Source organism: Nocardia sputorum (assembly GCF_027924405.1).
Classification (GTDB): Bacteria; Actinomycetota; Actinomycetes; order Mycobacteriales; family Mycobacteriaceae; genus Nocardia; species Nocardia sputorum.
Window position 1 is genome coordinate 6,314,011 of record NZ_AP026978.1, and the last position, 24,805, is coordinate 6,338,815.

Genomic DNA, 24,805 nt, shown 5'->3' on the forward strand with positions numbered 1-24,805 from the left:
TGTGAGCGATCGGTCGCATAGTCTGACCCCATGGCTGAGTTCGAGGTGGTCCGATCGGCCGTGATCACGGCCGACCCCGCGCGTGTGCACGGGCTGATCAACGACTTCCACAAATGGGTCGAGTGGTCGCCGTGGGAAGATCTCGATCCCCAGCTGCAGCGCAGTTATTCCGGCGCCGACTCCGGTGTGGGTGCGCGCTATGCCTGGAGCGGCAACCGCAAGGCCGGCGCGGGCAGCATGGAGATCATCGGCAGCGCCGACCGCGAGATCGGGGTGCGCCTGGAATTCCTGAAGCCGATGAAGGCGACCAATATGGTGACCTTCCTCCTGGCCCCGGTCGAGACCGGCACCGAGGTGACCTGGCGGATGACCGGGCAGCAGACCGGCCTGATGGGCGTCATCGGCAAGTTCATCCCGATGGACAAGTTCGTCGGCCGCGACTTCGAGAAGGGACTCGCGCGCCTGCAGGAGGCGGCGACCGCCGAAACCGCCTGATCGCCGCGCGCGCACCAGGCGGTAGCTCCGCCTTCGCTCCGGCCGTGCGCGGGCTGAAGACGGACTGCGTCCCACTGCGCCCATTATGCTGCGAATATGGCTACTGCAGCGCAATGGATCGAAGGCGCGCGTCCTCGCACCCTGCCGAACGCGATCGCCCCGGTGCTCGCCGGGACCGGCGCCGCCGCGTCCGTCGACGGTGCGGTGTGGTGGAAAGCGATTCTCGCGCTGCTCGTTTCGCTGGCGCTGATCGTCGGCGTGAACTACGCCAACGACTACTCCGACGGCATCCGCGGCACCGACGACGTCCGGGTCGGCCCGCTGCGTCTGGTCGGGCAGAAGCTGGCCTCCCCCACCGCGGTGAAAACCGCGGCCATCGTCAGCCTCGTCATCGGCGCGGTCTTCGGTTTGGTGCTGGTGTTCACCAGCGCGTGGTGGCTGCTGCTCATCGGCGCTGCCTGCCTGGCCGGCGCCTGGTACTACACCGGAGGCAGCAACCCGTACGGCTACAGCGGGTTCGGCGAAGTGGCGGTGTTCGTCTTCTTCGGCTTGGTCGCCGTGCTCGGCACCCAGTTCGTGCAGGCGGGCCGGATCGACTGGGTGGGCGCGCTGCTCGCGATCGCGGTGGGCGCGTTCTCCAGCGCCGTGCTGGTCGCGAACAACCTGCGCGACATCCCCACCGACACCGGCTCCGGAAAGGTCACCCTCGCGGTGAAACTCGGCGACCCGCGCACCCGCACCCTGCACCTCGCGCTGCTCACGGTGCCGTTCCTCGTGACGTTCGCGCTGATCGCCCGCACGCCGTTGGCCCTGGCCGGACTGCTCGCGGTCCCGCTCGCCGTACGCGCCAACGCGCCGGTGCGCGGCGGCAAGGGCGGCTTGGAACTGATTCCCGCGCTGCGGGACTCCGGCCTGGCTCTGCTGGTGTGGTCGGCCGTCACCGCGCTGGCGGTCGGGCTGGGCTAGCGCCCGCAGCCTTGCACCGGCCGCGGGCCGCCGCGCCGACCCGCTGACGGCCTCCGCGCGGAACGTGACCACGCGTGCGCCGGCGCCGCGAATCAGTCCTCGTCCGGAACCAGGATGCCGAGCACCCAGTTCACGATCGAGACGATGATGCCGCCGACCACCGCGGCCCAGAAACCCTCTACGCGCAGGCCGTATTCGGTGAACGCCTCGGTGATCTCGGCGGTCAGCCACAGCATGAGCGCGTTGATCACCAGCAGGAACAGGCCGAGCGTCACGATCACCAGTGGTAGCGACAGTAACTTCACGATCGGCTTCACCACCGCGTTCACCGCCGTGAACACCGCGGCCACCGCGAGGACGACACCGATCTTCGCACCGTTGCCGCCTTCGGGAGCGAGGATGTCGATCTTGTCGACCCAGAAGGCGGCCAGCCAGATGGCCACCGCGTTGATGATCAACCGAATCACGAGCTGCATGGCCCAATGCTAGGCGTCCGACGCGGACACGCGCCGCCGGAAAACCCGAACTCCGGCAGCGCATCCCCGCCGGCTCAGGCCGCACGGTCGAGCAGCGCGTGCACTTTGGGCCGCAACTCCTGGATCACGGTGGGGCCGCCGAACAGGCGCACCGTCGTCTGGTTGGGAGCGCGCAGGATGCCGAGCAGCACGTGCCCGGATTCGATCGTCTTGTCCTTGCGGCCGAGCGCCTCACGCAGGGAGAGTTCGAGCACTTTCTTCGCTTCCTTCGTGAACGGAATGTGCCCGTAGTAGCCGCCGCGGCTCCAGGGGAACGGCCCACGTCGCGGGTCCGGTGCGGCGCGGTCGAGCGCGTCCTCACCGAAATTCGCTTCCAGCGATTCCCGGACGGCGTCCAGATCGATGCCGATGGAACGCAACGCCTCGGCGTCCTCGGGACCGAGCGGCACACCGTTGCCCTGTTCGGCCAGCGCGCGGCGCACGCCGTCGCGAGTGAGTCCCGCCTCCGCGAGCAATTCCGTCATCGCCGGCTCGGCCTGCGCGAGCAGTCCGAGCAGCACGTGTTCGACCTCGATATTCGACGCGTGGAGTTCGCGCGCGTCCTCCTGGGCGGTGACGATCGCCGTGCGCGCCGACCTGCTGAACCGTTCGAACATCAGCGGCTCCTGCCTTTCCGGTTGTATTTCTGGTGGACCGCCTGCTTGCTGACCTCGAGCGCTTCCGCGATCGCCTGCCAGGACCAGCCCTGGGCACGGGCGTTGGCCACCTGGATCGCTTCGAGACGTTCGAGCAGCCTGCGTAGGGCGAGCACCGCGCGCAGCCCGACCTTGGGATCGGGGCTGCCCGCGGCGGCCGCCAGAGTGGTTGCTTCCGTCATGCCGTCAATTTTGATTGACACCGGCGCGCGGTGTCAACAAAAATTGACGACACAAGGCACGGCAGCGCCCCGTTCCGCTTTCGGCGAACAGCACCTATGCGAGGCGCGAACCGATCAGGCGTCCCAGACCCCGGTCGCCATGAACTTCTCCAAGACCGCGATGGGCGCGGCGAGATCCAATCCCTGGCGCGCAACCCACGCATCGTCGAAATACGTTCCCGCGTAACGATCTCCGCCATCGCACAGCAGGGTGACGACACTGCCGCCCCGGCCTTCGGCGAGCATCTCGGCGATCAGGGCGAAGACGCCCCACAGGTTGGTCCCGGTCGATCCACCGACTCGGCGGCCGAGCCGCGCGCTCGCGAACCTGGCCGCCGCGATGGACGCCGCGTCGGGCACCTCGAACATGCGGTCCACCACCTGGCCGACGAACGAGGGCTCCACGCGCGGGCGGCCGATGCCCTCGATCCGGGAGGGCATTCCGGTCTGATACGCCGCGTCCCCGGTCTCGTAACCGCCGTAGAAAGCGGAGTTCTCCGGATCGACCACGGCCAGCTTCGTCGCGTGCCTGCGGTAACGGACGTAGCGGCCGATTGTCGCGCTGGTGCCGCCCGTGCCCGCGCCGACCACGATCCATTCCGGCACCGGGTTGGTCTCCAACGCCATCTGCTGGAAGATCGACTCGGCGATGTTGTTGTTGCCCCGCCAGTCGGTGGCGCGCTCGGCGTGGGTGAACTGGTCCATGTAGTGACCACCGCACTCGGCGGCCAGCCGCGCGGCCTCGGTGTACATGTCCGGCGGGCGCCGCACGAAATGGCAGCGTCCGCCCTGCGCCTCGATCAGCGCGATCTTCTGCGGGGAAGTGCTCGCCGGCATCACCGCGACGAAATCCAGGCCGAGCAGTTTCGCGAAGTAGGCCTCGCTGACCGCGGTCGAACCGGAGGACGCCTCCACCACGGTCGTCCCCTCGGTGACCCAGCCGTTGCAGATCGCGTACAGGAACAGCGAGCGGGCCAGGCGGTGCTTGAGGCTGCCGGTGATGTGGGTGGACTCGTCCTTGAGATAGAGCTGGACGTTCCACTCGGCAGGCAGCGGATAGCGCAGCAAGTGGGTGTCCGCGCTGCGCTGGGCGTCGGCGTCGATCAGCCGCACCGCGTTGTCGACCCAATCGCGCGGTGCGGTGTGATCACAGGACTTCACGAAGAGGTCCCCGCCTCCGGCGGAGTGGGCGGCTCGTCGCCGCGCAACCTGGCCCGAAGCTCGGCCTTGTCGCGTCGCCTGCGCTCGTCGACCAGGGCGATGTCCTCGTTCACCTTGGCCCGCAGCCGCTTGAACAGGGTCAGCGACAGCGGCATGGCGATGATCAATGCGAACAGGGCCGCGACCACCAAGGGGATGTCCACCGACACCAGCCGCGCGGCCAGCACGATCAGCGCGGTGAGCACTACCACGAGACCCAACCTGGCGACGGTGTAAAGCGCCAGATTGCGGGCCAACCGACGACCTGCGCCAGCCGTTTGCTGTCCGGAAGCACCTTTTGGTGGAGTTGCGTCACGCACATCCCTCAGCCTATGCGAAGCTGTTGCCCGCCCCCGGTGCACGCCCAACAGCCGGGGGTGGGGCGCACATCCGTTTTGTCTATTACCTCCCCTTTACCAACTGTAGGTGGTTCGAGTACCTAGGGGTTTCAGTGCGACGATGGCGCCATCTGATGAGGGAACTGTCGAGAACGGAGAGGTTTGCTATGACTGCGATCACCGTCGGCGGCCAGGACACCCTGCTGACTCCGGGCCAGGTTGCTGCCCTGTTCCACGTCGACCCCAAGACCGTGACGCGCTGGGCCCACGCCGGGCGCCTCGGGTCGCTGCGCACACCGGGCGGACATCGCCGGTTCCGCGAATCGGAAGTACTCCAGCTGCTCAAGTCGCTGACCACCGAGGCGACCGCAGCACGCTGATCGCAGGGCGCGCGGACCTGTCGTGCTCGGGTCCGCGCTCGCCCGCAGACCATTTTCGCGTCTGCGGTGCGCGGGAGTCACGTCCGCGGCTACCCTCGTAACCAGGAGGTGAGCGACGTGACGTACTTGTTGGCACTCATCGCGGTGGTGGCGATAGCGGTGCTGTGCTGGAAGGCGTTCGGCCCCGAGCGGACTGGACCCACTGCCCCGCAGACGCGTTCACCACAGCGCAAGCGCGTCATCGGACCCGACGACGACCCGGAGTTCCTCTGGCGACTATCTCGCCAGCACCGTGACGGCGAGTCCGGTTCCACCGAGCGCTGATCGTTTTCGCGTCACCCGCGCGATAGCACGCGTCCAGCGGCATCGGGCGTTCGCGCGTTTCTTCGCTCCACAGCCGTGGCGTCCTGACCGAACTCCTGTCAGGCGGCCACGGCGATCGGCAAGCCGGTCCGGGTACGGCAGGCGCGCTGCGGTGCGCCTGCCGCCTCCGTTCCGTGCGGTACCGATCAGGGTTCGCCGTTGACGACCGCCATCAGCGCGTCCATGAACGGCTGCCCGCCCTGGATGGCTCCGCCCGCGATCGCGCCGACGACCAGACCGATCGGGCCGGTGATGATGCTGAAGAAGCCCAGACCGATCAGAGCCCCGAGCAGCCCGCCGAGCAGCGCGCCCGCGACCACGCCGACGACGTTCTGGTTCAGTTCGGCGATGAGGCGGTTCATCGAGCTGATCGGCTGCATCTCGCCGATCTCCTTGGCGCCGGCTGTCGGCGTGAGCGCGAGACGCCGTCCGCCGTCGCTGATTTCGTGCGCGACCGAGAGTTTGCTGCCGGAAACCTGGAAGGTCAGCGGCACTTCGGCGACCACGGCTCCGGTATCGGAGGTCAGTTTGATCTTGGTGCCGTCGTCGGCCACCGCGAAGGTGCCGTGCTCGACGGCGGTCGTGATGGCCCCGGTCTCGCGCGAAACCGTGGTGCGATAGTCGACGCCCTGCTCGACGCCCGCTGTCGTGGTCTCCCGCTCCGGTTCGATGGGTTTCGCGTTCGCGGCCCCCGCTGTGATGCCCACTGCGGCAACCGCACCGAGCGTAATGGCGGCAATAGTGCCGAACTTCATTCTGGAATTCCTTCTCACCGAGACACCCGGCTCCGGAGGCCGGATGGCGTGTGACTGTACAGCGCCCGTGACTTGTTTCCAGATCTGGCGGTCGGCACACATGATCACGAAGTTCGTTATCCGATCGTGATCACTGCTGCCCCGGATGCCGGGACGCAGGTGAATTCCCAGGACGGATCGCTCCCGTGGGAAGCAAAACTCGACGCGGACGTGCCGCGTAGTGTAAGCATGGCGTGGTCTTCAATCCGCAAGATTCACAACTTCGGGTCGCTAGGTGGGTTCGAAGGGTTCAGAGCTCTGGAGGACGTACGTGTCGCGCCAACGTGTCCGCGCCGGTATCACCCTGGCCGCCTTCATGGTCGGGACCGGACTGGCGGCCACTCTCGTGGTCGTCGCCGCGCTATCGATGTCCGGCCCCGCCGACGAGCCGGCCAAGGCTGCCGCGCAGGCCGACAACGCGGCAACGACATCCGCGCCGCCGACGACCACCGAGGAGCCGCTGCCGACCACCACGGAGGCACTGCCGACCACGTCGGCGCTACGCGGCGCGTCGAACAAGAGCGCCACCAGCTTGCAGGTGAACATCGGTGACTGCGTGCAGCTCGGCGGCGCGGGCGCGATCGACAAAACCGCTTGTGGCAGCCCGAACTCGGTCTACAAGGTCGTCGAGAAGGCCCCGGCCAACGCCACGTGCCCCACCGACGCCGACCACACCTACAACGAAACCCTGCACGGAGCGACACAGGCCGCGCTGTGCCTGGACATCGACTGGGTGGTCGGCGGCTGCATGGAACTCACCCCCGGCAGCCCCAAGCGTCTCGACTGCGCCGCCCACACCCCGGGCGCGGTCCGCGTGATCGACATCAAGCAGAACACCGTCGACGTGAACGCCTGCGGCTCGGCCGACAGCGGAATCGTCTACCAGCAGCGGCATTTCGTCGTCTGCGTGGCGCGACTGTAGGAACGCCCCGCATGGCCGTCGTGCTCGTCGGCTGTCCCGCAAATAGCCGCTTGGTCGCCCTCCTTAACAGACATGCGAAGTCGCGTGTCCCTTAAGGCAGCGGGACTCGAGGCGTTATTGATTCGGCCGGTAGATATTTCGGCCCGTTGCGAACTCGCGTCGCGTACCGAAGGCGGTCTCACATAATTCGGGCCGCACAATCTGAAACGTTCGCATTCAATCTTTCTTTGTATACGGGCCAATAAAAACCCTACTATTCCGCCAAATACTCGCGGCGTGCACAGGTGAGCGCCGGTAGCGGGCTGTATCGACCCATGAACACCGCCCCACAGCTCGATGCTGCGGCGCCGGGAATCACCTGGCAACCACGGACAGTGCACTCGGTGGTGTTCACTCATGTGCGGTTCGTCAGGAGTGAGCCCACGATCGCGGCGGAGGGTCGCCGACTTGCTCCGGGATCACCAGCACTGATGTCCACCCACCCCGCCTCGTCAGCAGTTGCTGGGCGCGGGCTCGCCGCGAACCCGCGCGTCGAGCCACAACATCGCGGCTGGTGCGCCTAGTACCGCTGTGGACAGATGCTCGGCTCCGGACAGCGGCTCGGCTTCCGGCAGCTGGTCGATCGCGGGCACCCGTAGTGTCTGCACGCGCACCCCCGCCGCGCACCAGCGGCGGACGGTGTTTTCGACGGCTTCGATCGGAATCTGCCGGTCGTCCGTCGAATGCCATTCGAGAAGTGGTGTTTCCGGTACCCCGCCGTAGAGTTCCAGACTGTTCTCCTCCACCACCGATCGCGCTTCACGGCTGTCGAAGATCGAGGTATCGGCGATGTATTCCCGAGCGCTGCCGCCGATGCCCGCGGTGAGGATCTCGTTGCTACAGCTGTCGGCCATGGCCTCAGCTACCTCGCGACCGCGCGGAGTGAGATACGAGCTGATCGGCAGCCGGTCCGGATACTCCCGCTCCAGTCCGATCGCCGCCGCCATGGCCAACCCGAACGAGGGGTGCGGATTCAGACCCAGCGCCTCTGCCATCGTCACCAGGTTCATCGCGACACCGCCGATGGCGGCGCCCGCGAGCTCGAGTTCCGGTGCATACGTCGGCTGCAATGCGGCCGCCCACGCGGTGGCCAGGCCACCGCCGGAGTACCCTGCCATGACCGCTGGGCTGTGCGGCACGGCGAGCGCGGGCAGGCGCCGCACCGCCCTGATGCCGTCCAAGACGATCTGGCCGCCCAAACGCGCGGCCCCCAACGCGAACCGCGGTCCGAGATGATCCGGCAGCGCGACAGCCCAGCCTTTGGCCAGCGCCACGTTCAAGATCGGTGTGGTCACCCTCAGGTTCAGATCGTCGCCGTACAGCTTGTGCGACACCGCGCAGCCGGTGCCGAGCGCGTTGATGAAGTGCTGATACGACAGCAGTGGCCCATCGGGCCGACGGCCGAAGGGTACGAGCACCGTCGTCGTCGCCGCGATCGGCGCTCCATGCGAGTTGGTGGACCGGAATTTGACCAGCGTGACGGTGGAGCCGGGGAACATCGCCAACGGCGGCAGCGCCCGCACGTCGAGCACATCCCCGGGGTGGTGTGCCGCCAGATCCGCTGGGGCAGCGTAGAAAGGGTCCGGATCGGGGCGCGGATACAGCGGTTCCGCGGTTGCCGTCGTCGCGAGAAGCAGCCCGAGGGCCAGACAGCCGATGGCGCCGAGGGTCCTAGCCACACCGCGCCTGCCGCCAGGGGACAGAAGAAGCTGCCTGACCACGACCTCGACCTCCACGGATAGTTGGCGGCATTCGTCGACCAGCCAGCCTGCATTCAAATCCGATTCAGTGAGCAAACCTTCAGCGACACGCCGGGACAGGGAGCCGAACGCAAGGAAATCTCAGTCGTCATCCGATCCAGGCAACCGCGACCGCGTACGGAGGATGACAGCGAACACATCCGTCAGTATTCGAGTTCGGTCCACGGAATGCTGATCGGGAAGGGGAAGTCGAACTCGATCCCGTCCGGGTTGGCGTCGGTCCACTCGGCGGCGAGGATGTAGTTGGCCGCGCGCAGTGGGTGGACCCCCTCCGGCAGCTGCGCATGGCCGATATCGAGACCATAGGCGCGGACGGTGGCGATCGCGCTGACCTCACGGGCCAGCGTCACTTCCCAGTACCACGGGATGCCCGCGCTGGCATAGCGTCCTTTTTTGGCTTCGATGTCCATCTGCGTGTTGCCGGGCGACAAGACCTCGCCGACCAGGACGACGTCACTGCCGCGCACATCCTGATAGGCGGAACCGAGGCAGCGGTGGACCAGGAAGTCCGGCGTCAGGAAGTTGGACTTGCCGGTGTGACCCAGAAATACGTTCGTCTCGGTGGTGACGCGCCAACATTCTTCGGGATTCTCCGACATGTCCTTGCGCGCACAGCGCTCGAGCGTGGCCCAGAGCCGGTTGGAGAAGGTCTGATGCTCGGCCGGACCGCGGCGCATCCAGACCACATGACCATCCCACAACTCGATCTGCTGCGCGATCTCCTCAGGAAGCCGCTCCAACTCCTCCCACGTCATCGATTCGGGAAGGTCCGGCTGCTCGATATGTGGCACCACCGACATGCCGCAATCGTAACGGCCGATGCGGGTGGTCAGAACGCCTTAATTCAACCCCGCATACGAGTGCAACCCACTGATCACCATGTTGATGATGAACAGGTTGAACAGCATCGCGACGAAGGCGGCGATGTTGATCCAGGCGGCCTTGGTGTCGCGCCAGCCGGAGGTGGCGCGGGCGTGCAGGTAGGCGGCGTAGAGGACCCAGGCGATGAAGGAGCAGGTTTCCTTCGGGTCCCAGCCCCAGAAGCGGCCCCAGGCGGCTTCGGCCCAGATGGCGCCGAGGATGACGCCCGCGCCGAACAGCGGGAAGCCGATGATGGTGGCCTTGTAGGCCAGGCGGTCCAGGGTGCGGGCGTCGGGCAGGCGACGGGCGACGGCGCCGAGGACGTTGTTCGACTCCTGGCCGTCCGGCTGACGCAGGCGGAAGAGGAACAGCATGCTGGCCACACCCGCGAACAGGAACACGCCGCTGCCCACGCTGACGATGGTGACGTGCACCGGCAGCCAGAACGACTTCAACGCGGGCACCACGGGCGCGGCGTCGGCGTAGAGCACCGTGCCCGCGAGGAACAGCAGGATCAGCACCGGCACCAGCAGGAACGCCCACATGGCGCGGTAGCGCTGCTCCCGCAGCAGCAGGATCCCGACCAGCACGGCGGCGGCCGTTGCCATGGTGACGAACTCGTACATGTTGCCCAGCGGGAAGCGGTGGGTCGCGAAGCCGCGCAGGACGATCGCGCCGACGTGCAGCGCGATGGCGACCATCAGCACCGAGAACGCCATGTTGCCCAGCCGCTCCGACAGCGGCCGCCGCGTGGGCTCGATGACCCGGCTGGGCCCCTGCGGTGTCGATCCGCCGCCCACGGTCACCAGTTCCCGCTCGCTGACCTGGCGGCTGCGGGCCGTCGCGTACTGCCAGATCAGCAGCACCAGCACCAGCGCGTACACGACGATCGCCGTCTTGAAGGCGAAGTCGCTGTACCTGGCGATGGTCTCGTCGATCGGCATGGTCACTCTCCCGTGGTCGCGGCGTGCTCGTCGAGCAGGCGGGCGCGCAGCCGATCGAACTCGCCGCCCCAGCCCGCCTGGTCGGTCCGGGCGAGCCCGCCCATCTCTACTACAGTGCGTCGTTGGTCAACGGTACCGGCTGTGTCCTCGGCCGGGTAGACCCGCACCCAGATCCGGCGACGCTTGATCAGCAGCGACACCAGCAGTCCCGCCATCATCAGCAGCGCGCTGACCAGCACCCACTGCTGTGCGGGGTCGTGCGATACCTGGAGGTTCACGAACTCCTGCGCGCCGTCGAAGGTGACCTTGGTGCCGTTCGGCAGCGTGGTCGATTCACCGGGCCGAAGATTGACCCTGGCCTCCTTGGTCAGCCGGCCCTGCTTGACCTGCTCGGGATCAAGGGCGAACAACGACTGCGGTTTGCCGGTGTCCAGGCCGGTGTCGCCGCGGTAGACGTCGACCGCGACGGCGGGATCGTTCATCGCGGGAAACGCCGAACTCAGCAACGATCCGTGGAACAGCGCCGTGGGCGCGAACAACCCTTCGATCGCGATCTGGTTCTTGCGGCGCTCCTCGTCGGTCGCGTACATGCCGCCGGGCGGGTCGATCCGCAGCACGCCGCTGGACAGGAACGTCGACGCGTCGTCCGGACGCCACTGGATGGACTCGGTGCGGGTCCGGCCGTTCGGGAAGGTGACGGTGAAGGTCGGAGCGTAGCCGTGTCCTTGCAGGTAGAGCCGGTCACCCGCGACGCGCAGCGGGTGGTTCACCTGTACCTGGGTGTCGCGCCAGGTGTTCGTCCGCAGGTCGTCGCCCGCCTGGTAGGCGAGATCCGCGGTGAACATCTCGGCCTGCCCGTTGGTCAGGTAGTCGGCCCGGAAATCCTTCACCCGCACGCAGAGCGGGGTCATGCCGGTGCCGTCGTTGACATTGCCCGCCTTGAACGAGTCGAACACCGCGGGCGAGGTGGTGCAGAAGCCGGGGCCGTTGTTCGCCAGCACGATGACGCTGCCCTCGTAGCCGAACAGCTTGCCTGCGGCGATGGCGATCAGCAGTCCGACCAGCGCGAGATGGAACACCAGGTTGCCGAGCTCGCGGGTGTAGCCCTTCTCCGCCGACAGCGCCAGTTCCCCCTCGCGGGGGCCGGGACGGACCTCGCTGCGCCATCCGCGCAGCTGGGCTCGGGCGTGATCGATCAGCTCCTGCGGCGAGCGCTCGACCCGTCCCGAGTAGTGATGCGGCAGCCTGGTCAGGTTGCGCGGCGCGCGCACCGGCGGGGTGCGCAGCGCGCGATAGTGATCGAACGTGCGCGGCAGGATGCAACCGACCAGCGAGATGAACAGCAGCACATAGACGGCCGTGAACCAAAAGCTGGAGAACACGTCGAACAGCTCGAAACGGTCCATCCACGGGCCGAGCGTGGGCCGGTCGGCGATGTACTGCTCGACCTTCTGCTCGTTGAGGTTGCGCTGCGGCAGCAGCGCCCCCGGAATCGCGGCCAGCGCGAGCAGGAACAGCAGCACCAAGGCGGTGCGCATGCTGGTGAGCCCGCGCCAGGTGTTGCGCAGGAACGCCCACGCCCGTCCGGCGGCGGATTGACGCGGCGGCTGTTCGGGGCTTTCGATCGCAGGCTGATCGGTCACGGTCATATCGGCAAGGTCACCTCGGAGACGAACGCGTCGCGCACCCAGGCGACGAACTGGTCCCACGCCCCGGTGACCAGCGCGGCGCCGACCGCGACGAGCAACATGCCCCCGATGATCTGGATGGTGCGGGAATTGCGGCGCAGCCAGCCCACACCGCGCAACGCGCTCGCCGACCCGAACGCGAGCACGACGAACGGCAGACCGAGCCCCAGACAGTAGGCGACGATCAGCGCGACCCCGCGCACCGCCGTCGTCCCGTCGGTGCCGGCGGCCACCGCCATGACACCGGACAGCGTCGGCCCCAGGCACGGTGTCCAGCCCAGCGCGAACACCCCGCCCAGCAGCGGTGCGCCCATGAGGCTGGTGAGCCTGCGCGGCTCCATCCGGGTGTCGCGCTGCAACGCGGGCACCAAGCCGATGAAGACCAGGCCCATCAGGATCGTCACCACGCCGCCGATGCGTTGCAGCAGTTCCCGATTGACGTTCAGGGTCTGGATGACGCCGAACACGGTCGCGGTCGCGAGCACGAAGACCACCGTGAAACCGGCGACGAACAAGCCGGCCGCGCCCGCGACCCGCATCCGTCCGGAGCGCGGTCGGGGTGCTGTGGCCACGGTCGCGCGCCGAGTCCCGGTGGCCTCCGCGACGGTGGCGGGCGGCGCCTCGGCGCCGACCAGTCCGGCCAGGTAGGACAGGTATCCCGGCACGAGCGGCACCACGCACGGCGAGGCGAACGACACCAGACCCGCGAGCAGGCACGCGCCGAGCGCCAGCAGCAGCGGCCCGGAAGCCGCCGTCTGCTGGAACGAATCACCGACTCCGGCGAGCACCATCACAGGTCCTCCCCGGTACGCGGCGCGGTGCGCGCGAGGGTCACACCGAGTCCTCCCGCGCGTCCTCGGGCGCACGTCCGGCGCCACGGCGCGGCGCCACCGTCCGCTCGGTGGCCTGGGGTTCCTCGAACACGGCGAAGTCCAGCAAGGACTCCGCCGCGACACTGCGCGGCACGGTGGCGATGCCCGCCCACCGGTCGTCGACGGCCCATCCACCGCCGATGCGTCGGGCGCCCTGCCGTGGCCGACAGGCACGCAGGTGGCGGGTACGGCGGTCGCGATTCACTGTTCTTCCTCCGCGGCGATACTTTCCACCACTGGCTGCAGATCCTCGGCGAGCAGGGACCGCAGGAAGACCGCGGCGACCCGGTGTTGCCGGTCGAGGACGAGAGTGGTGGGGATGACACTGGTTGGGAAATTCCCGCCGAGCGCCAAGAGCGTGCGCATCGACGGGTCGTAGATGGACGGGTAGCCGACCTTGTTGTCGACCACGAAATCTTGGGCCTTGTCCTGTTGCGGATCGCGGACGTTGATCCCCAGGAAGGCGACGCCTTTGTCCTTCGTCGCCTCGTAGACCTGCTCCAAGGCGGGTGCCTCGGCGCGACACGGACCGCACCACTGCCCCCACAGGTTGAGCACCACGACCTTGCCCGCGTAGTCCTCGACCGAGGTGGTCTTGCCCGCCGTCATCAAATCCGGACCGGCCAGTTTGCCGATGGTTCCGCGCGCGGCGGGCGGGTCGTAGCGAATGTCGGTCTTGCCGCCGGGCGAGACGAATTCGAAGGTGCCGCCCGTGGCCACCGCGTCCGAACCGGTCGAACAACCCGCGAGCGCGGCGATCAGCGCCACGCACGCGAGCAGAACCGGCAGCACCCGCCCGGCGCGCGCCGAGGGCGGGAAGGAGAACGCGGTGCGGTGCGTCATGCGCCGTGTACCGAGGGGTCCGAACCGCCGGCGGGCTCGGAGTAGACGATGTCGACCAGCGTGTCGCCGTGGTAGACCAGCGAGGTCAGCGACGCGAGCGAGCACTGCCGGTGGCGCGGGTCGTGCCAGAGGCGCTGGCCCTGCAGGAACCGCCGCAGCGTCCACACCGGTAGCTGGTGGGAGACCAGCACCGCCTCCCGCCCGGCAGCTTCGACCCTGGCTTTGTTCACCGCCGCCAGCATGCGGTGCGCGATCTGCAGATAGGGCTCGCCCCAGGACGGCGTGAAGGGATCGCGCAGTTTCCACCAGTGCCGTGGCTTGCGCAGCGCACCGTCGCCGACCGAGACGCGCAGGCCCTCGAAGGTGTTGCCCGCCTCGATGAGGTTCTCGTCGGTGCGCACGATGACGTCGTGCTGCGCGGCGATCGGCTCGGCGGTCTCCTGGGCGCGCTGCAGCGGCGACGCGATGACCAGCGCGATGTCGTGATCGGCCAAGGTGCGCGCGACCGCGGCGGCCTGCGCGCGCCCGGCCACCGAAAGGCTGAAGCCGGGCAGGCGGCCGTAGAGGATGCCGTTGGGGTTGTGCACCTCGCCGTGCCGCAGCACGTGCACGATCGTCTCGACGGGAGCCGTGCCGCCGTCGTGCACCCGCTCGGCGTCGGCTCGGCCGTCGGCGCGCTCGGCCGGGTCGGGCGCGGCGGCCTCGTTCTCGCCGGGGGTGGCCTCGTCGGCCTTGCGGGCCTGCGCGCCGGCGGCCGCGGCGAAGTGAGCGCCCGCGTCGACCAGGCTGGACGCCACGGCGTCGGTGTTCGCGGACCTGGCGGCGCTCGCGGCGGCGAACTGCTCGCCCGCGTCGATCACGGTCGCCTCGGCGACCGGGGCGATGACCGACGCGACAGCGGCCGCGCCGTTCGTCGCGATCACGTCCGGCTCGGCGGACGGCTGGGCCGGCTCGCGCCGGTCGGCATCGGGCTGATCGAGGTCGGAGGTCACGCGCGGGATCCTTCGGGGGTGGCGGCCGCCGCCGCGTGCGCGGCGGCGGGCAGGGCGGCAGCGATACGGTCGAACGCGTCCTCGTCGAGCGCCGCGGAGACGAACCACGCTTCGAACGCGCTCGGCGGCGCGTACACGCCACCGTCGAGCAGGGCGTGGAAGAACGCTGGGTAGCGCCAGGTCTCGCTCGCCTTGGCGGCGGCGTAGTCGGTGACCGGGCGTTCGGCGAAGAACACGCTCACCATATTGCCCGCGAACTGCACATGGTGCCCGACCCCCGCGGCGGTCAGCGCCGAGGAGAACAGTTCGCCGAGCCGTTGGGCGTTGCGATCCAGCGCGGCATAGACCGCCTCGTCGGCCGCGCGCAGCGTGGCCAGGCCCGCGGCCACCGCGACCGGGTTACCGGACAGCGTCCCGGCCTGGTAGACCGGCCCGAGCGGCGCGAGGTGGTTCATGATCTCGGCGCGTCCGCCGAACGCGGCCGCGGGCAGCCCGCCGCTCATCACCTTGCCGAAGGTGTAGAGGTCGCCCGCGACGCCTTCCCGGCCGAACCAGCCCGCGCTGCTGACCCGGAAACCGGTCATCACCTCGTCCATGACCAGCAGCGCCCCGTGCTCGGCGGTCAGCGCGCGCAGGCCCGCGTTGAACCCGGGCAGCGGCGCGACCGCGCCCATGTTGCCCGCCGCCGCCTCGGTGATCACGCAGGCGATGTCGCCGGGATCGGCGGCGAACGCGGCGGCGACGGCGTCGAGGTCGTTGTAGGGCAGCACGATGGTGTCGGCCGCCTGCGCGCCCGTGACGCCCGGGGAGGTGGGCAGTCCGAGCGTGGCGACACCGGAGCCCGCGTCCGCGAGCAGCGCGTCGACATGGCCGTGGTAGCAACCGGCGAACTTGATGATCTTGGTGCGCCCGGTGAAGCCGCGGGCCAGCCGGACCGCGCTCATGGTGGCCTCGGTGCCTGAGTTCACCAGCCGTACCCGCTCCACCGGCGCGACCCGGCGCACGATCTCCTCCGCGAGTTCGATCTCCGCTTCGGTCGGCGCGCCGAAGGACAGGCCGCCGCTCGCCGCGCGGCGCACCGCCTCGACGACCGCGGGGTGCGCGTGGCCGAGGATCATCGGCCCCCAGGAGCAGACCAGGTCCACGTACTCGTTTCCGTCGGCGTCGACGAGCGTGCAGCCGTCGGCCGAGGCGATGAATCGCGGTGTGCCGCCGACGGATCGAAATGCCCGCACCGGGGAGTTGACACCACCCGGAATCACCGAACTCGCCCGGTCGAAGAGCTGAGCGGAAACCGGCACGGTTGCACTGGTCACGCGCGGAGAAGAACTCACGCGTTCCAGTCTCTCAGCACCGAAAAATCCGTTTGACGACAGGGTGTAGTGCAGTGATGCAGGCCGCAGCCGCCCGGCAACACGCCGAGGTGGGGTTCGCGCGGATTTCGATCGCTGGACGGTTGCCGGTGCGTAGTCTCAGCTCACATTCGTCCATCATTCGGGAGGGTCTGCATGCGGATTGCCATCGTCAGCGTGGGTGTGCTCGCCGTCGTCGCGGGAGCCGCAGCGGCCCTCGGCGCCGGGTCCGCCGCCGCGCAGCCACTCGATCAACTCGACGAGGCGCGGCTGGCCATCCCGCTGGACCACACGATGACCACCGCGCTGGCCGGCGGACCCATTCCCGCCGTGGTCACCATGTTCGTCCCGCCCAACCGGATCGGCGCCGGGCTGAAGAGCGACTCCGAGATCTATCGCGATGACCGCGGCGCGGTACACGCGACGCTGCGCCAGGTGGTGCTCGAGGCCGCAGGCCATCCGGATGGGACGGTCACCGTCTACCTGAACGCGCCCGGCACCCGAAACGGCCGTGTGCTGGACGTCTACCAGCACTGGAACTGACCGGGCGCGGGCCTGGAGATCAGGCGTACATGCAGGGGACCTGCGCCGACATGGTGTGCAGGACGCACATGAACCCGTTATAGGGGCCCGCGGAACCGGAATCCGGCACGAGGATCGGCGCGTCGACCGGGCTCGCGTCCTCCAACGGCAATCCCGGGGTCGCACCCGCGGGCGCGGCTCCCATCCCGAGGGCGGCGGCCACGGCAAACGCGGCACAGATCTTCACGGCGAACCGGTTCATCGAACACTTTCCTTCATCGACACACATTCCGAACTACGGCCGAAATACTAACGGCCCCAGGGCCATTCCAGCCAAAGCGCGCGGTCGGCGGCATCGGGCCGGACGGCGCGCGGTTGCACGGTAACGCGTTCGCGCGCCGTCCGCAGCGGTTCGCAGGCAATCCGTGGCTACGTCAGGCCGAGGCAGAACTTGGCGAACCCGGTGGTCACCAGGCACGCCAACGGCGTGGGCAGCGCGTGCAGCAACGGCGCGGGCGGAGTCGCCGCGAAAACCGGTGTGACCGGAACAGGCGTTCCCGGAACGGCTTCGGCGGACGCGGTGGCTGGTACGGCCGCGGCCGCGCCGATCACACCGGCCGCCACCGCACCGAAAAGTGTTCGCTGGACAGTTGGTTTCATGTGCTGGGCGTTCCCGCGCGCCGCGAGGTCAAACGGCCGCAAGCGGACTCGCGCCGGTCAGCGCCCCGCCTCGGCGCTCCGGAGTCCGCGCACGAGCCGGGCCGCGGCGTCGATGGCGAGCACGCCGGCCACCGCGACGAGCACCGCGGCCAACAGCCACCAGGGTCCGGCGTAACGGGTGGCGGTGAAGCCAGGGGCGTCACCGGAGGGCGGGAAGTCGGTGGTGCGCACGCCCGCGTGCGCGCTCAGCGCCGCCCCGACCAGGGCGAGCACGAACAGGTCCACCTCCACGAGCACCGCGACGATCCAGCGCCTCAACGGTCCACTCCGTCCGAACTGCGCTGGACGGCTTCGGTCAACGCCGTGCGCAGCGCCTTGTGGTCTCTGGCCCAGGCCTGCACCAAGCCACCGTCGGCCAGCCGTAACCCGATACCGGTGCGGCGGCGGGGCACGCCGGTCAGCTCACCGAGTGCCCTGGCCGACTCCCACTCCTCGTCGTCCCAGGAGTCCTCGTCGCGTTCGGGAAGAACCTCCGCGATCGAGCTCAAGGGCAGCGACTCGGTGCCCGAGCGCAGCGTCTGCGAGGTCAGCTCCACGCTGACGTGCCGCTTGCCCGCCACCACCTGCAGCGCGACGAAACCCGCGATCAGCGCGGCACAGAACACCAGGGCGAACCAATGCACGTCCCCACCCGTGACGAGTTCGAGGACGAGAACGGCCAGGCACAGGATCGGCCCGTAGGCCACCGCACGCCACCGGGCACCCGGTTCGGAGAACAAGACGGCCGCTGCGGTCACGCCGGGCCCCCCACGGCAGCGCGCGCCGACACGGCCGCAAGCGGAATCAGTGAATCGCGCCGGGCAGCAGCAGCACGGCGACGGTCAGCACGGCGAACAGAATCAGCAGGCTCAAGACGGCCAGATCTCGCCGAATGCTGTGCGGCTGCTGGATCACCACTCGCATCGTTGCCTCCGATCCTCCGGAGCCATTTGCCGAGTTCCCGCGGGTAATCCACGAAAACGGACGACCAGTAGCTTCCGGTTCCCACGTCCACTGTGACAACCCTCACCATACATGCCGGAATGTCTGGGACAAATTGGCAACGTGTTCCATCGGCGCCTCAGCGCCCGCCCGGCTGGAAGTAGGCGGTGGACTCGGGCCGGTGCGACAGATAGATGGCGCCGGCCGCGAGCACCGCCTGCACGATGGAAGCGCCGCCCGCCACGAGCGAGGCCGTCCCGTTCACCGCGTCGATCGCCAGCAGCGCCCCGACGCCGATCACCACCACCCACGCGCCGAGCACCGTCAGTACGGTGCGCGCCCACGACTTGCCGCGCCCGAACTGGTGCACGATCACCGACGCCAGCGCCGCCACGCCCAGCCCGATCAGGACCACGACGATGTAGACCAGCGACACCATCAGCTCGGCACTAGCCATCGTGACCTGCGGATCCTGCACTCTGGCCTGTTCGAAGACCTCCGCGGCGAAGGTGCGCCGCTGATCCAGCGCGGCGAGGATCGAGGCGATCAACTGCACGACGCCGAAGCCGATGACACCCCACCACAGCTGCCGCGCGGTGCCGACGTCCTCCGGCATCGGGGGCCGGGCCGGGCCCGCGGCGAACGGTCCCGCCATATTCGTCACGACAGCCAGTTCGCGGCCTCGGTCGCCCAATAGGTGAGCACGATGTCCGCGCCGGCCCGGCGGATACTCAACAGCGACTCGAGGATCGCGCCGCGGCGATCGATCCAGCCGCGCTCGGCGGCGGCGGTGATCATCGCGTACTCACCGGAGATCTGGTAAGCGGCGACCGGGACGGTCGAGCGGTCGGCGACCTCGCGCAGGATGTCCAGGTACGACATGGCCGGTTTGACCATCACGATGTCCGCGCCCTCGGCCAGGTCCAGTTCCAGTTCGCGGATCGCCTCGCGGCGATTGGCCGGGTCCTGCTGATAGGTGCGCCGGTCGCCTTCCAGCGAGGAACCGACCGCCTCCCGGAACGGGCCGTAGAACGCCGAGGCGTATTTCGCCGAGTAGGCCAGGATGCCGGTGTCGATGCGCCCGGCCGCGTCCAGGCCGCGCCGGATCGCGCCCACCTGGCCGTCCATCATGCCGCTGGTGCCGAGCAGGTCGGCGCCCGCCTCGGCCTGGGCCAGCGCCATCTCGACGTAGCGGTCCAGCGTCGCGTCGTTGTCGACCGCGCCGTCGGCGGCCAGCACACCGCAATGGCCGTGGTCGGTGAATTCGTCCAGGCAGGTGTCGGCCATGACCACGGTCGAGTCGCCCACCTCGTCGGCGAGCGCGCGCAGGCCGCGGTTGAGGATGCCCCGTGGATCGCTGGCCGCGCTGCCGACGGCGTCCTTGTCCTCCGGACGCGGCACACCGAACAGCATGATGCCGCCGACCCCCGCGGTGACCGCCTCGACGGCCGTCTTGCGGAGCGAGTCCAGCGAGTGCTGCACCACGCCCGGCATGGAGCCGATCGGGCGCGGCTCCGCCAAGCCGTCGGCCACGAACATCGGCAGTACCAATTGCCGTGCTTCGAGAGTTGTTTCGGCCACGAGACGACGCATAGCCGGGGTACGGCGCAACCGCCGTGGGCGGTCCATTCCGGTCATGAATCGCACGATACGCCCGGTGCGATCCGCTGTCGCGAGCGCCCGTTGGCTGCTCGCGGGTCCCGGGCCGTTATACGGCGATCGCCATGTCATCCGACTGATAACGGTGTGTGAAATCTCACCTGGTTCCGCGCCCGAAGGCGCATACTCCGACTAGGGGCGAGACCCGCTGGGGGACAGCATGACCGATCCGCACATCGATATCTCGCTGGCCAGAGCCGCCGACTTCGAGTCGTGGGTGGCGGTACTGCTGTCGGATTGGTGGCCCGCGCTGACCGACAACCTGCCCCCGCCCGCGTCGGTGCTGCGCATCTGGCGCGCCGTCGACGCCACCGGGCGGAACTTCAGCGTGGAGTTCGTCGCACGTCAGTCGGCCGCGCCCGGCGTGATGCCCGGCGCGCACGTCGCCTTCGCCGCGCTCGGCATCCGTCCCGACGAGCCGGAGTGGGTGCGCAGCCGGGGGACGCACCTGGTCGGCGGCACCGAGGACGCCACCGTCCAGCTGCGCTTCTCCGACACCGCCCGCAGCGTCTTCCTGCGCCTGCAGAGCAGGCCGTGTCAAGTGCTGGAAGAGGCCGGCCGGCTGCTGCGCCCCGGGGCGGAGATCAGTCTGCGGTTCCCCTGCACGATCTCGGGCCCGCTGGACGTGCGGGTGGCCCGCAACAGCGCCCGGCACCTGCTCGCCCAGCACAGCGCGCGGCATGCCACCCCCGCCGACCCCTTACAGCTCGGGCCACCGCAACGGGTGGCCGACATCGGCTGGGCCTACATCTTCCCGTGGTCGACCACGAGCTGGTACCTCGACGGCTCCGTTCCCACGCTCCCGCCGGGCAGCCGCGGGCCGATCGTGGTCGTCAAGGACACCGGACACACCTGGTTGCTGGACAGCCTCCGCAACTACGACGAGCAGCTGACCGCGTACGCGCGGGCGAACGGATACCGCGCCCCGCTCGAACAGGCGCGGTGATGGACCGCGTGTTGTCCGCGCGATACCGCCAGGCCGGGTGCTGAGATGAGCGACTCACCGAGCGAGGTGGAACTGCTCGCCATGCAGCGGCGCGCCGAAGCGCTCTGGGACGCCGGCGACGCGGCGGGCGCCGAGCACTGGCTGCGCCGGGCCGCCGCGGGTGGCAGCGCGCCCGCCATGGGGATGCTCGGCGCGCTGCTGGGCGCGGACGGCCGGATCGGCGAGGGTATCCGCTGGCTGGAGACCGCCGCGGCGCGCGGCAACGAGGCGGCGGGGATACAGCTGGGACTGCTGCATGTGGAGCGCGGGAATTTCGACGAGGCCGAGCGCTGGCTGCGCCCCGCCGCCGAGCGCGGGTTACCCGAAGCCCTCTGCAACATGGGCGTTCTCGCGAATCGGCGCGGCTGTGACGAGGAGGCCGAGCAGTGGTACGAGCGCGCGGTCCGCGCCGGAAACCCGACGGCCATGCGCAGTCTGGGCTTGCATCTGGCCCGCCGCGGCGAATTCGACCGCGCGATCGAGCTGCTCACCGAGGCCGCGCGCCGCGGGCGAACGGATGCGATGGCGGTGCTGGGCGCCTTGCATCTGGATCGCGGCCGGCACGTCGAGGGTGAGCAGTGGCTGCGTAAAGGCGCCGAAGCGGGCGACCCCGACTCGATGTTCCACCTGGCATTGTTGCTGCGCGCGTCGAATACTCCGTACATGGCAGGAGATTTCGCCGATCCGGAGGTGCTGCGGACCGCCGCCGCCATCGCGACCGGCCGCACACCGGCGCAGCGGGAAGCCAGGCAGTGGCTCGAACGCGCGGCCGCGCTGGGGCATCCACAGGCGTTGCGGCTGCTGCACGATCTGTGAGCCGCTGTCCCAGAGGGTGTCTGAAAGCCCTTGTGGCCAGCGAAGTTTGTCGGTGCCCCGAGGTAGAATCGAAGGTACGTTCGAGGGGGCTCGCCCGCCCCCGATCGCCACGGGAGGGATGCCAATGCGCACACCGCAAACCGTTCTCATCGATCGCCCCTACGCCCCGCTGCAGAAGCGTCCGCTGCCCGCGGGCCGCCCACGGGCCTGGTACGTCCTGCACAACCGGCGGCTGAAGGCGATGCGCCTGGCGATCGCACTGCTCGACTCCGGCGTCTACGCACCGAGTTACGCCACGAACAAGCGGATCAGGCACACCGCCGAGGTGATCGGCATCCGTCCCCCCTCCGACGCCACCTGCTCCATGGTCCGCACCTTGATGCGCAGGCGGTACTGAGGCCCGCGAAGGGCGCTGTCCCGCGCTGATCGCGACATCCGGACCCGGCACAGCGCACACCGCGGCGTGCCGGTCCAGCGACGGGCCGACCGTCGACGTTCTCCCAAACCGGGATGAGGATTCGGGTGCGGGGCGGTTCTCGGCGTCGACGGTGACCATGGTGGCGTAGTTGATGGCGCCGACGTAGCTGTTGAGCTCACCGGTCGCCCCGCAGCGTTTCGATGACGGCGGCGAAGCTGTCCGAGCCGTGCCCGGCGGCGTGTGCGCGTTGCATGGTGGATTTCAGGAGTTCGGGCAGGGCGTTGTCGAGACCGCGGGCCGCGGCGGCGTGCAGGAGGTGATCGATGGCCGCGATCTGGACGTCGATGGTCGCGTCGTCGCCCGGGTAGCTGCCCTCGTCGACCTGGGGCGCGTATCGGGTCAGGAACCCGGTCACCGCGCCGAGCCAGCGAATCGCGATGGGCGTGAAGGCCGTCGCCGCGATCTTCTCGGCGCCCACGAGCGCGGTGCCGTGCAGCCAGCCGGTCATGGCCGACCACATCAGGCCCAGCAGCGCCGAGTCGTACAGCGAGGCCAACCCCGCCTTCTCGCCCAGGTACAACGGGTCACCTCGCCCGCCGCGCAGCCGTCAGCCCGCGCACCCTCTACCGCCGACTCCAGGAAACGACCGGCGCCACACCCCTGCAGAGGCTGCTGAACCAGCGCCTCGGCCGAGCCCAAACCTTGCTGGAAGCCACCGACCTCCCGATGGAGAAGATCGCCGAACTCAGCGGCCTCGGCACCGCCAACAACCTGCGCCACCACTTCCTCAAACATATCGGCATCAGCCCCAGCGACTACCGCCGCGCCTTCCCCCGCCAACCCGACCGTTCCCGCCTCGGCCCTGCTCGAACGTGAGGCGCGCGTGGTGGACAGCGTCATCAGCGCGCGTTGCGGTCGCGCAAACGCGGGCCATCAGGGGCCGCGAACACCCAGCGCCGCAGACGCGGGGTGTTCGAACACAGCTCACCTGCTGCGGCGGCTCTTCTTGCGCGGCGGCGGCAGCAGGCCCTCGGCGCGCAGCCGGGCCGCGTGCTCGGCCAGAGCCTCGACCAGCGGACCGACCTGGGCCACGTCGGGCTGCACGTCCACGCGCAGGCCGAATTCGATGGCGGTTTCGGCGGTCTTGGGGCCGATGCAGGCCACGATGGTGCGCGCGTGCGGCTTGCCCGCGATGCCGACCAGGTTGCGGACCGTGGAGGACGAGGTGAACAGGACCGCGTCGAAACCGCCGGTCTTGATCATCTCGCGGGTCTCCGCGGGCGGCGGCGAAGCGCGCACGGTGCGATAGGCCGTGACGTCGTCGATCTCCCAGCCGCGGTCGCGCAGGCCCTCGGCCAGCGTCTCGGTGGCGATGTCGGCACGCGGCAGCAGCACCCGGTTGACCGGGTCGAACACATCGTCGTAGGGCGGGAAGTCGGCCAGCAGGCCCTCGGAGGACTGCTCACCGCTCGGCACCAGTTCGGGGTTGATGCCGAACGAGCGCACCTTGTCCGCGGTGGCCTCGCCCACGCAGGCGATCTTCACGCCGGAGAACGCCCGCGCGTCCAGGCCGAACTCGGCGAACTTCTCCCACACCGCGCGCACCGCGTTGGTGGAGGTGAACACCACCCACTGGTAGCGCCCGTCGACCAGGCCCTTGACCGCGCGCTCCATCTGGGCGGGGCTGCGCGGGGGCTCGACCGCGATGGTCGGCACCTCCATCGGGATGGCGCCGTGCGTGACGAGTCGTTCGCTCATCTCCGCGGCCTGGTCCTTGGTGCGCGGCACCAGCACGGTCCAGCCGTACAGTGCGCGCGACTCCCACCAGGACATCTTCGAGCGCTGCGCGACCACCTTGCCGATGGTCACCACGAGCGGCCCGACCAGTTCGGAGGCCGCGCTGTTCAGCGTGGCCAGGGTGGCCTCGATGGTGCGCTGCTGGCGGGTGGTGCCCCGCACCGTCACCGCGACCGGTGTCTGCGGCGCCATACCGTGCTCGACCAGGGCACTCGCGGTCTCGGCGAGATGCCCCGAGGTCGCGTGCAGCACCAGCGGGCCCGGCGCGGCCGCCAGGGCGGCCCAGTCGACCTCGCCGCGCACATCCGCCTCGGTGTGCCCGGAACCCAGCGCGATGCCCGCGTAGCTGGGCACCGCGGAGCCGTTGGGCAGGCCGGGCAGGACCTCGAAGACCATGTGCGAGCGGGTGACGGCGTTGACCTCGGCGATCACCGAGTCGGTGGTCAGCGGGTCGCCCGCGACCACACGCACCACGTCGTGCCCGGCGCGCGCTTCGGCGATCAGCGTCTTGGCCACCTCGGCGGGCTCGCCGAGCGCGGGCCGCACGTCGACGGGACGTTCGCCGTCGGGGCCCGGCTCGACGGAGGTGCCGATCAGGGCGAGCACGCCTTTGTCGACGTCCGGGTCGGTGAACGCCAGCGTCGCCCGTCCGATCACCTCACGCGCACGCACCGTGAGCAGCGCCGGGTCACCGGGACCCGACCCGACGAAAAGGATGCGACCGGGGTGCTTCTTCGCGGCTCGGCTCATGCCTGCACCTCGCTTG

General features: G+C 69.2%; 32 protein-coding genes and 1 pseudogene. 10 read left to right on the top strand and 23 right to left on the bottom strand.

Annotation, left to right across the window (positions count from 1 at the left end; translation table 11 throughout):
• Window positions 1-30 precede the first annotated feature (30 nt).
• On the top strand, window positions 31-495 hold the full coding sequence (locus QMG86_RS28285) for an SRPBCC family protein (RefSeq protein ID WP_281875764.1): 465 nt from the start codon (window positions 31-33) through the stop codon (window positions 493-495).
• Window positions 496-591: 96 nt separating this feature from the next.
• The gene (locus tag QMG86_RS28290; protein ID WP_281875766.1) at window positions 592-1,461 is read left to right on the top strand and encodes a 1,4-dihydroxy-2-naphthoate polyprenyltransferase; all 870 of its coding nucleotides are present in this window, start codon (window positions 592-594) and stop codon (window positions 1,459-1,461) included.
• Window positions 1,462-1,553: 92 nt separating this feature from the next.
• Here the strand turns inward: QMG86_RS28290 and QMG86_RS28295 are convergent, their stop codons facing one another.
• The 5 genes from QMG86_RS28295 to QMG86_RS28315 form a co-directional block, all read right to left on the bottom strand.
• The gene (locus QMG86_RS28295) at window positions 1,554-1,937 is read right to left on the bottom strand and encodes a phage holin family protein (RefSeq protein WP_281875767.1); all 384 of its coding nucleotides are present in this window, start codon (window positions 1,935-1,937) and stop codon (window positions 1,554-1,556) included.
• A 74-nt stretch (window positions 1,938-2,011) separates the two neighbouring features.
• A complete protein-coding gene (locus QMG86_RS28300; RefSeq protein WP_281875768.1) occupies window positions 2,012-2,593 on the bottom strand; it encodes a Clp protease N-terminal domain-containing protein in 582 nt (193 codons plus the stop codon).
• Window positions 2,593-2,814: a helix-turn-helix domain-containing protein gene (locus tag QMG86_RS28305; protein ID WP_040870358.1), complete on the bottom strand. Its 222-nt coding sequence runs from the start codon at window positions 2,812-2,814 to the stop codon at window positions 2,593-2,595. Before QMG86_RS28305 ends, QMG86_RS28300 begins: the two co-directional genes overlap by 1 nt.
• Window positions 2,815-2,928: 114 nt before the next feature.
• Window positions 2,929-4,014, bottom strand: a complete 1,086-nt coding sequence (cds1, locus tag QMG86_RS28310) for an L-cysteine desulfhydrase Cds1 (protein WP_281875769.1) — start codon at window positions 4,012-4,014, stop codon at window positions 2,929-2,931.
• Window positions 4,011-4,373 (bottom strand): DUF4229 domain-containing protein, encoded by a 363-nt coding sequence (locus tag QMG86_RS28315; RefSeq protein ID WP_281875770.1) that lies wholly within the window; start codon window positions 4,371-4,373, stop codon window positions 4,011-4,013. The genes cds1 and QMG86_RS28315 overlap by 4 nt, the downstream gene beginning before the upstream one ends.
• Before the next feature lie 185 nt (window positions 4,374-4,558).
• On the opposite strand from QMG86_RS28315, the gene QMG86_RS28320 reads away from it, so the two are divergent.
• Both QMG86_RS28320 and QMG86_RS28325 read left to right on the top strand, forming a co-directional pair.
• On the top strand, window positions 4,559-4,771 hold the full coding sequence (locus QMG86_RS28320) for a BldC family transcriptional regulator (protein WP_039802103.1): 213 nt from the start codon (window positions 4,559-4,561) through the stop codon (window positions 4,769-4,771).
• 117 nt (window positions 4,772-4,888) lie between these two features.
• Window positions 4,889-5,095, top strand: a complete 207-nt coding sequence (locus tag QMG86_RS28325) for a hypothetical protein (RefSeq protein WP_084488442.1) — start codon at window positions 4,889-4,891, stop codon at window positions 5,093-5,095.
• A gap of 185 nt (window positions 5,096-5,280) precedes the next feature.
• Here the strand turns inward: QMG86_RS28325 and QMG86_RS28330 are convergent, their stop codons facing one another.
• Window positions 5,281-5,889, bottom strand: a complete 609-nt coding sequence (locus QMG86_RS28330) for a DUF8020 domain-containing protein (RefSeq protein WP_159841670.1) — start codon at window positions 5,887-5,889, stop codon at window positions 5,281-5,283.
• A gap of 310 nt (window positions 5,890-6,199) precedes the next feature.
• On the opposite strand from QMG86_RS28330, the gene lppU reads away from it, so the two are divergent.
• Window positions 6,200-6,850: an LppU family putative lipoprotein gene (gene lppU / locus QMG86_RS28335; RefSeq protein ID WP_281875771.1), complete on the top strand. Its 651-nt coding sequence runs from the start codon at window positions 6,200-6,202 to the stop codon at window positions 6,848-6,850.
• 491 nt (window positions 6,851-7,341) lie between these two features.
• Here lppU and QMG86_RS28340 read toward each other — a convergent pair whose 3' ends face one another.
• The 9 genes from QMG86_RS28340 to hemL form a co-directional block, all read right to left on the bottom strand.
• Complete coding sequence (locus QMG86_RS28340) at window positions 7,342-8,568, bottom strand: lipase family protein (protein ID WP_281875772.1); 1,227 nt, start codon at window positions 8,566-8,568, stop codon at window positions 7,342-7,344.
• Window positions 8,569-8,792: 224 nt separating this feature from the next.
• Window positions 8,793-9,449 carry a Uma2 family endonuclease gene (locus QMG86_RS28345; protein ID WP_281875773.1) on the bottom strand — a complete coding sequence of 219 codons (657 nt, stop codon included), beginning with the start codon at window positions 9,447-9,449 and terminating at the stop codon, window positions 8,793-8,795.
• A 39-nt stretch (window positions 9,450-9,488) separates the two neighbouring features.
• Complete coding sequence (gene ccsB, locus QMG86_RS28350; RefSeq protein ID WP_281875774.1) at window positions 9,489-10,454, bottom strand: c-type cytochrome biogenesis protein CcsB; 966 nt, start codon at window positions 10,452-10,454, stop codon at window positions 9,489-9,491.
• A gap of 2 nt (window positions 10,455-10,456) precedes the next feature.
• Window positions 10,457-12,103 carry a cytochrome c biogenesis protein ResB gene (gene resB / locus QMG86_RS28355; RefSeq protein ID WP_281875775.1) on the bottom strand — a complete coding sequence of 549 codons (1,647 nt, stop codon included), beginning with the start codon at window positions 12,101-12,103 and terminating at the stop codon, window positions 10,457-10,459.
• Window positions 12,100-12,933 carry a cytochrome c biogenesis CcdA family protein gene (locus QMG86_RS28360; protein ID WP_281875776.1) on the bottom strand — a complete coding sequence of 278 codons (834 nt, stop codon included), beginning with the start codon at window positions 12,931-12,933 and terminating at the stop codon, window positions 12,100-12,102. Before QMG86_RS28360 ends, resB begins: the two co-directional genes overlap by 4 nt.
• Window positions 12,934-12,973: 40 nt before the next feature.
• Entirely contained in the window at window positions 12,974-13,219 is a 246-nt protein-coding gene (locus QMG86_RS28365; protein WP_281875777.1) for a hypothetical protein, read from the bottom strand.
• Window positions 13,216-13,857 (bottom strand): TlpA disulfide reductase family protein, encoded by a 642-nt coding sequence (locus tag QMG86_RS28370; RefSeq protein WP_281875778.1) that lies wholly within the window; start codon window positions 13,855-13,857, stop codon window positions 13,216-13,218. The genes QMG86_RS28365 and QMG86_RS28370 overlap by 4 nt, the downstream gene beginning before the upstream one ends.
• The gene (locus QMG86_RS28375; RefSeq protein ID WP_159841798.1) at window positions 13,854-14,504 is read right to left on the bottom strand and encodes a histidine phosphatase family protein; all 651 of its coding nucleotides are present in this window, start codon (window positions 14,502-14,504) and stop codon (window positions 13,854-13,856) included. Before QMG86_RS28375 ends, QMG86_RS28370 begins: the two co-directional genes overlap by 4 nt.
• Before the next feature lie 341 nt (window positions 14,505-14,845).
• On the bottom strand, window positions 14,846-16,165 hold the full coding sequence (gene hemL / locus QMG86_RS28380) for a glutamate-1-semialdehyde 2,1-aminomutase (protein WP_434086127.1): 1,320 nt from the start codon (window positions 16,163-16,165) through the stop codon (window positions 14,846-14,848).
• Between the two features lie 192 nt (window positions 16,166-16,357).
• Here hemL and QMG86_RS28385 point away from each other — a divergent pair, with 192 nt between their 5' ends.
• Complete coding sequence (locus QMG86_RS28385) at window positions 16,358-16,744, top strand: hypothetical protein (protein ID WP_281875780.1); 387 nt, start codon at window positions 16,358-16,360, stop codon at window positions 16,742-16,744.
• A gap of 19 nt (window positions 16,745-16,763) precedes the next feature.
• On the opposite strand, the gene QMG86_RS28390 is transcribed toward QMG86_RS28385, so the two are convergent.
• The 6 genes from QMG86_RS28390 to hemB all read right to left on the bottom strand — a co-directional run bounded on the left by QMG86_RS28390 (window position 16,764) and on the right by hemB (window position 20,002).
• Window positions 16,764-16,985: a hypothetical protein gene (locus tag QMG86_RS28390; RefSeq protein WP_281875781.1), complete on the bottom strand. Its 222-nt coding sequence runs from the start codon at window positions 16,983-16,985 to the stop codon at window positions 16,764-16,766.
• 167 nt (window positions 16,986-17,152) lie between these two features.
• A complete protein-coding gene (locus tag QMG86_RS28395; protein ID WP_281875782.1) occupies window positions 17,153-17,383 on the bottom strand; it encodes a hypothetical protein in 231 nt (76 codons plus the stop codon).
• Between the two features lie 57 nt (window positions 17,384-17,440).
• The gene (locus QMG86_RS28400) at window positions 17,441-17,701 is read right to left on the bottom strand and encodes a hypothetical protein (protein WP_281875783.1); all 261 of its coding nucleotides are present in this window, start codon (window positions 17,699-17,701) and stop codon (window positions 17,441-17,443) included.
• Window positions 17,698-18,180 (bottom strand): transport-regulating membrane protein Mce1N, encoded by a 483-nt coding sequence (gene mce1N / locus QMG86_RS28405; RefSeq protein ID WP_281875784.1) that lies wholly within the window; start codon window positions 18,178-18,180, stop codon window positions 17,698-17,700. Before mce1N ends, QMG86_RS28400 begins: the two co-directional genes overlap by 4 nt.
• Before the next feature lie 323 nt (window positions 18,181-18,503).
• Window positions 18,504-19,019, bottom strand: coding sequence for a hypothetical protein (locus tag QMG86_RS28410; RefSeq protein ID WP_281875785.1), 516 nt, complete (start codon window positions 19,017-19,019; stop codon window positions 18,504-18,506).
• Window positions 19,020-19,024: 5 nt separating this feature from the next.
• A complete protein-coding gene (gene hemB, locus QMG86_RS28415; protein ID WP_281875786.1) occupies window positions 19,025-20,002 on the bottom strand; it encodes a porphobilinogen synthase in 978 nt (325 codons plus the stop codon).
• A 181-nt stretch (window positions 20,003-20,183) separates the two neighbouring features.
• On the opposite strand from hemB, the gene QMG86_RS28420 reads away from it, so the two are divergent.
• The 3 genes from QMG86_RS28420 (at window position 20,184) to QMG86_RS28430 (ending at window position 22,221) form a co-directional block, all read left to right on the top strand.
• Window positions 20,184-20,969 (top strand): hypothetical protein, encoded by a 786-nt coding sequence (locus QMG86_RS28420; RefSeq protein WP_281875787.1) that lies wholly within the window; start codon window positions 20,184-20,186, stop codon window positions 20,967-20,969.
• A 45-nt stretch (window positions 20,970-21,014) separates the two neighbouring features.
• Window positions 21,015-21,824 (top strand): tetratricopeptide repeat protein, encoded by an 810-nt coding sequence (locus QMG86_RS28425; RefSeq protein ID WP_281875789.1) that lies wholly within the window; start codon window positions 21,015-21,017, stop codon window positions 21,822-21,824.
• Window positions 21,825-21,948: 124 nt separating this feature from the next.
• Complete coding sequence (locus QMG86_RS28430) at window positions 21,949-22,221, top strand: hypothetical protein (RefSeq protein WP_157114571.1); 273 nt, start codon at window positions 21,949-21,951, stop codon at window positions 22,219-22,221.
• A 196-nt stretch (window positions 22,222-22,417) separates the two neighbouring features.
• On the opposite strand, the gene QMG86_RS28435 is transcribed toward QMG86_RS28430, so the two are convergent.
• The gene (locus QMG86_RS28435; RefSeq protein WP_281875791.1) at window positions 22,418-22,822 is read right to left on the bottom strand and encodes an imine reductase family protein; all 405 of its coding nucleotides are present in this window, start codon (window positions 22,820-22,822) and stop codon (window positions 22,418-22,420) included.
• A 68-nt stretch (window positions 22,823-22,890) separates the two neighbouring features.
• On the opposite strand from QMG86_RS28435, the pseudogene QMG86_RS28440 reads away from it, so the two are divergent.
• Window positions 22,891-23,118: pseudogene (locus QMG86_RS28440) on the top strand (helix-turn-helix domain-containing protein); the annotation flags it as partial.
• A 108-nt stretch (window positions 23,119-23,226) separates the two neighbouring features.
• Here QMG86_RS28440 and QMG86_RS28445 read toward each other — a convergent pair.
• The gene (locus tag QMG86_RS28445; RefSeq protein ID WP_281875792.1) at window positions 23,227-24,789 is read right to left on the bottom strand and encodes a bifunctional uroporphyrinogen-III C-methyltransferase/uroporphyrinogen-III synthase; all 1,563 of its coding nucleotides are present in this window, start codon (window positions 24,787-24,789) and stop codon (window positions 23,227-23,229) included.
• Window positions 24,790-24,805: the final 16 nt, after the last annotated feature.

Coding starts and splice junctions, on each gene's coding strand:
- QMG86_RS28430 (WP_157114571.1), top strand. CDS start 21,949: ATGCGCACACCGCAAACCGTTCTCATCGATCGCCCCTACGCCCCGCTG.
- QMG86_RS28305 (WP_040870358.1), bottom strand. CDS start 2,814: ATGACGGAAGCAACCACTCTGGCGGCCGCCGCGGGCAGCCCCGATCCC.
- QMG86_RS28290 (WP_281875766.1), top strand. CDS start 592: ATGGCTACTGCAGCGCAATGGATCGAAGGCGCGCGTCCTCGCACCCTG.
- QMG86_RS28330 (WP_159841670.1), bottom strand. CDS start 5,889: ATGAAGTTCGGCACTATTGCCGCCATTACGCTCGGTGCGGTTGCCGCA.
- QMG86_RS28425 (WP_281875789.1), top strand. CDS start 21,015: ATGAGCGACTCACCGAGCGAGGTGGAACTGCTCGCCATGCAGCGGCGC.
- QMG86_RS28445 (WP_281875792.1), bottom strand. CDS start 24,789: ATGAGCCGAGCCGCGAAGAAGCACCCCGGTCGCATCCTTTTCGTCGGG.
- QMG86_RS28345 (WP_281875773.1), bottom strand. CDS start 9,449: ATGTCGGTGGTGCCACATATCGAGCAGCCGGACCTTCCCGAATCGATG.
- QMG86_RS28360 (WP_281875776.1), bottom strand. CDS start 12,933: ATGGTGCTCGCCGGAGTCGGTGATTCGTTCCAGCAGACGGCGGCTTCC.
- QMG86_RS28390 (WP_281875781.1), bottom strand. CDS start 16,985: ATGAACCGGTTCGCCGTGAAGATCTGTGCCGCGTTTGCCGTGGCCGCC.
- QMG86_RS28320 (WP_039802103.1), top strand. CDS start 4,559: ATGACTGCGATCACCGTCGGCGGCCAGGACACCCTGCTGACTCCGGGC.
- QMG86_RS28395 (WP_281875782.1), bottom strand. CDS start 17,383: ATGAAACCAACTGTCCAGCGAACACTTTTCGGTGCGGTGGCGGCCGGT.
- hemB (WP_281875786.1), bottom strand. CDS start 20,002: ATGACCGGAATGGACCGCCCACGGCGGTTGCGCCGTACCCCGGCTATG.
- QMG86_RS28300 (WP_281875768.1), bottom strand. CDS start 2,593: ATGTTCGAACGGTTCAGCAGGTCGGCGCGCACGGCGATCGTCACCGCC.
- QMG86_RS28285 (WP_281875764.1), top strand. CDS start 31: ATGGCTGAGTTCGAGGTGGTCCGATCGGCCGTGATCACGGCCGACCCC.
- ccsB (WP_281875774.1), bottom strand. CDS start 10,454: ATGCCGATCGACGAGACCATCGCCAGGTACAGCGACTTCGCCTTCAAG.
- QMG86_RS28295 (WP_281875767.1), bottom strand. CDS start 1,937: ATGCAGCTCGTGATTCGGTTGATCATCAACGCGGTGGCCATCTGGCTG.
- QMG86_RS28420 (WP_281875787.1), top strand. CDS start 20,184: ATGACCGATCCGCACATCGATATCTCGCTGGCCAGAGCCGCCGACTTC.
- resB (WP_281875775.1), bottom strand. CDS start 12,103: ATGACCGTGACCGATCAGCCTGCGATCGAAAGCCCCGAACAGCCGCCG.
- QMG86_RS28370 (WP_281875778.1), bottom strand. CDS start 13,857: ATGACGCACCGCACCGCGTTCTCCTTCCCGCCCTCGGCGCGCGCCGGG.
- QMG86_RS28410 (WP_281875785.1), bottom strand. CDS start 19,019: ATGGCGGGACCGTTCGCCGCGGGCCCGGCCCGGCCCCCGATGCCGGAG.
- QMG86_RS28385 (WP_281875780.1), top strand. CDS start 16,358: ATGCGGATTGCCATCGTCAGCGTGGGTGTGCTCGCCGTCGTCGCGGGA.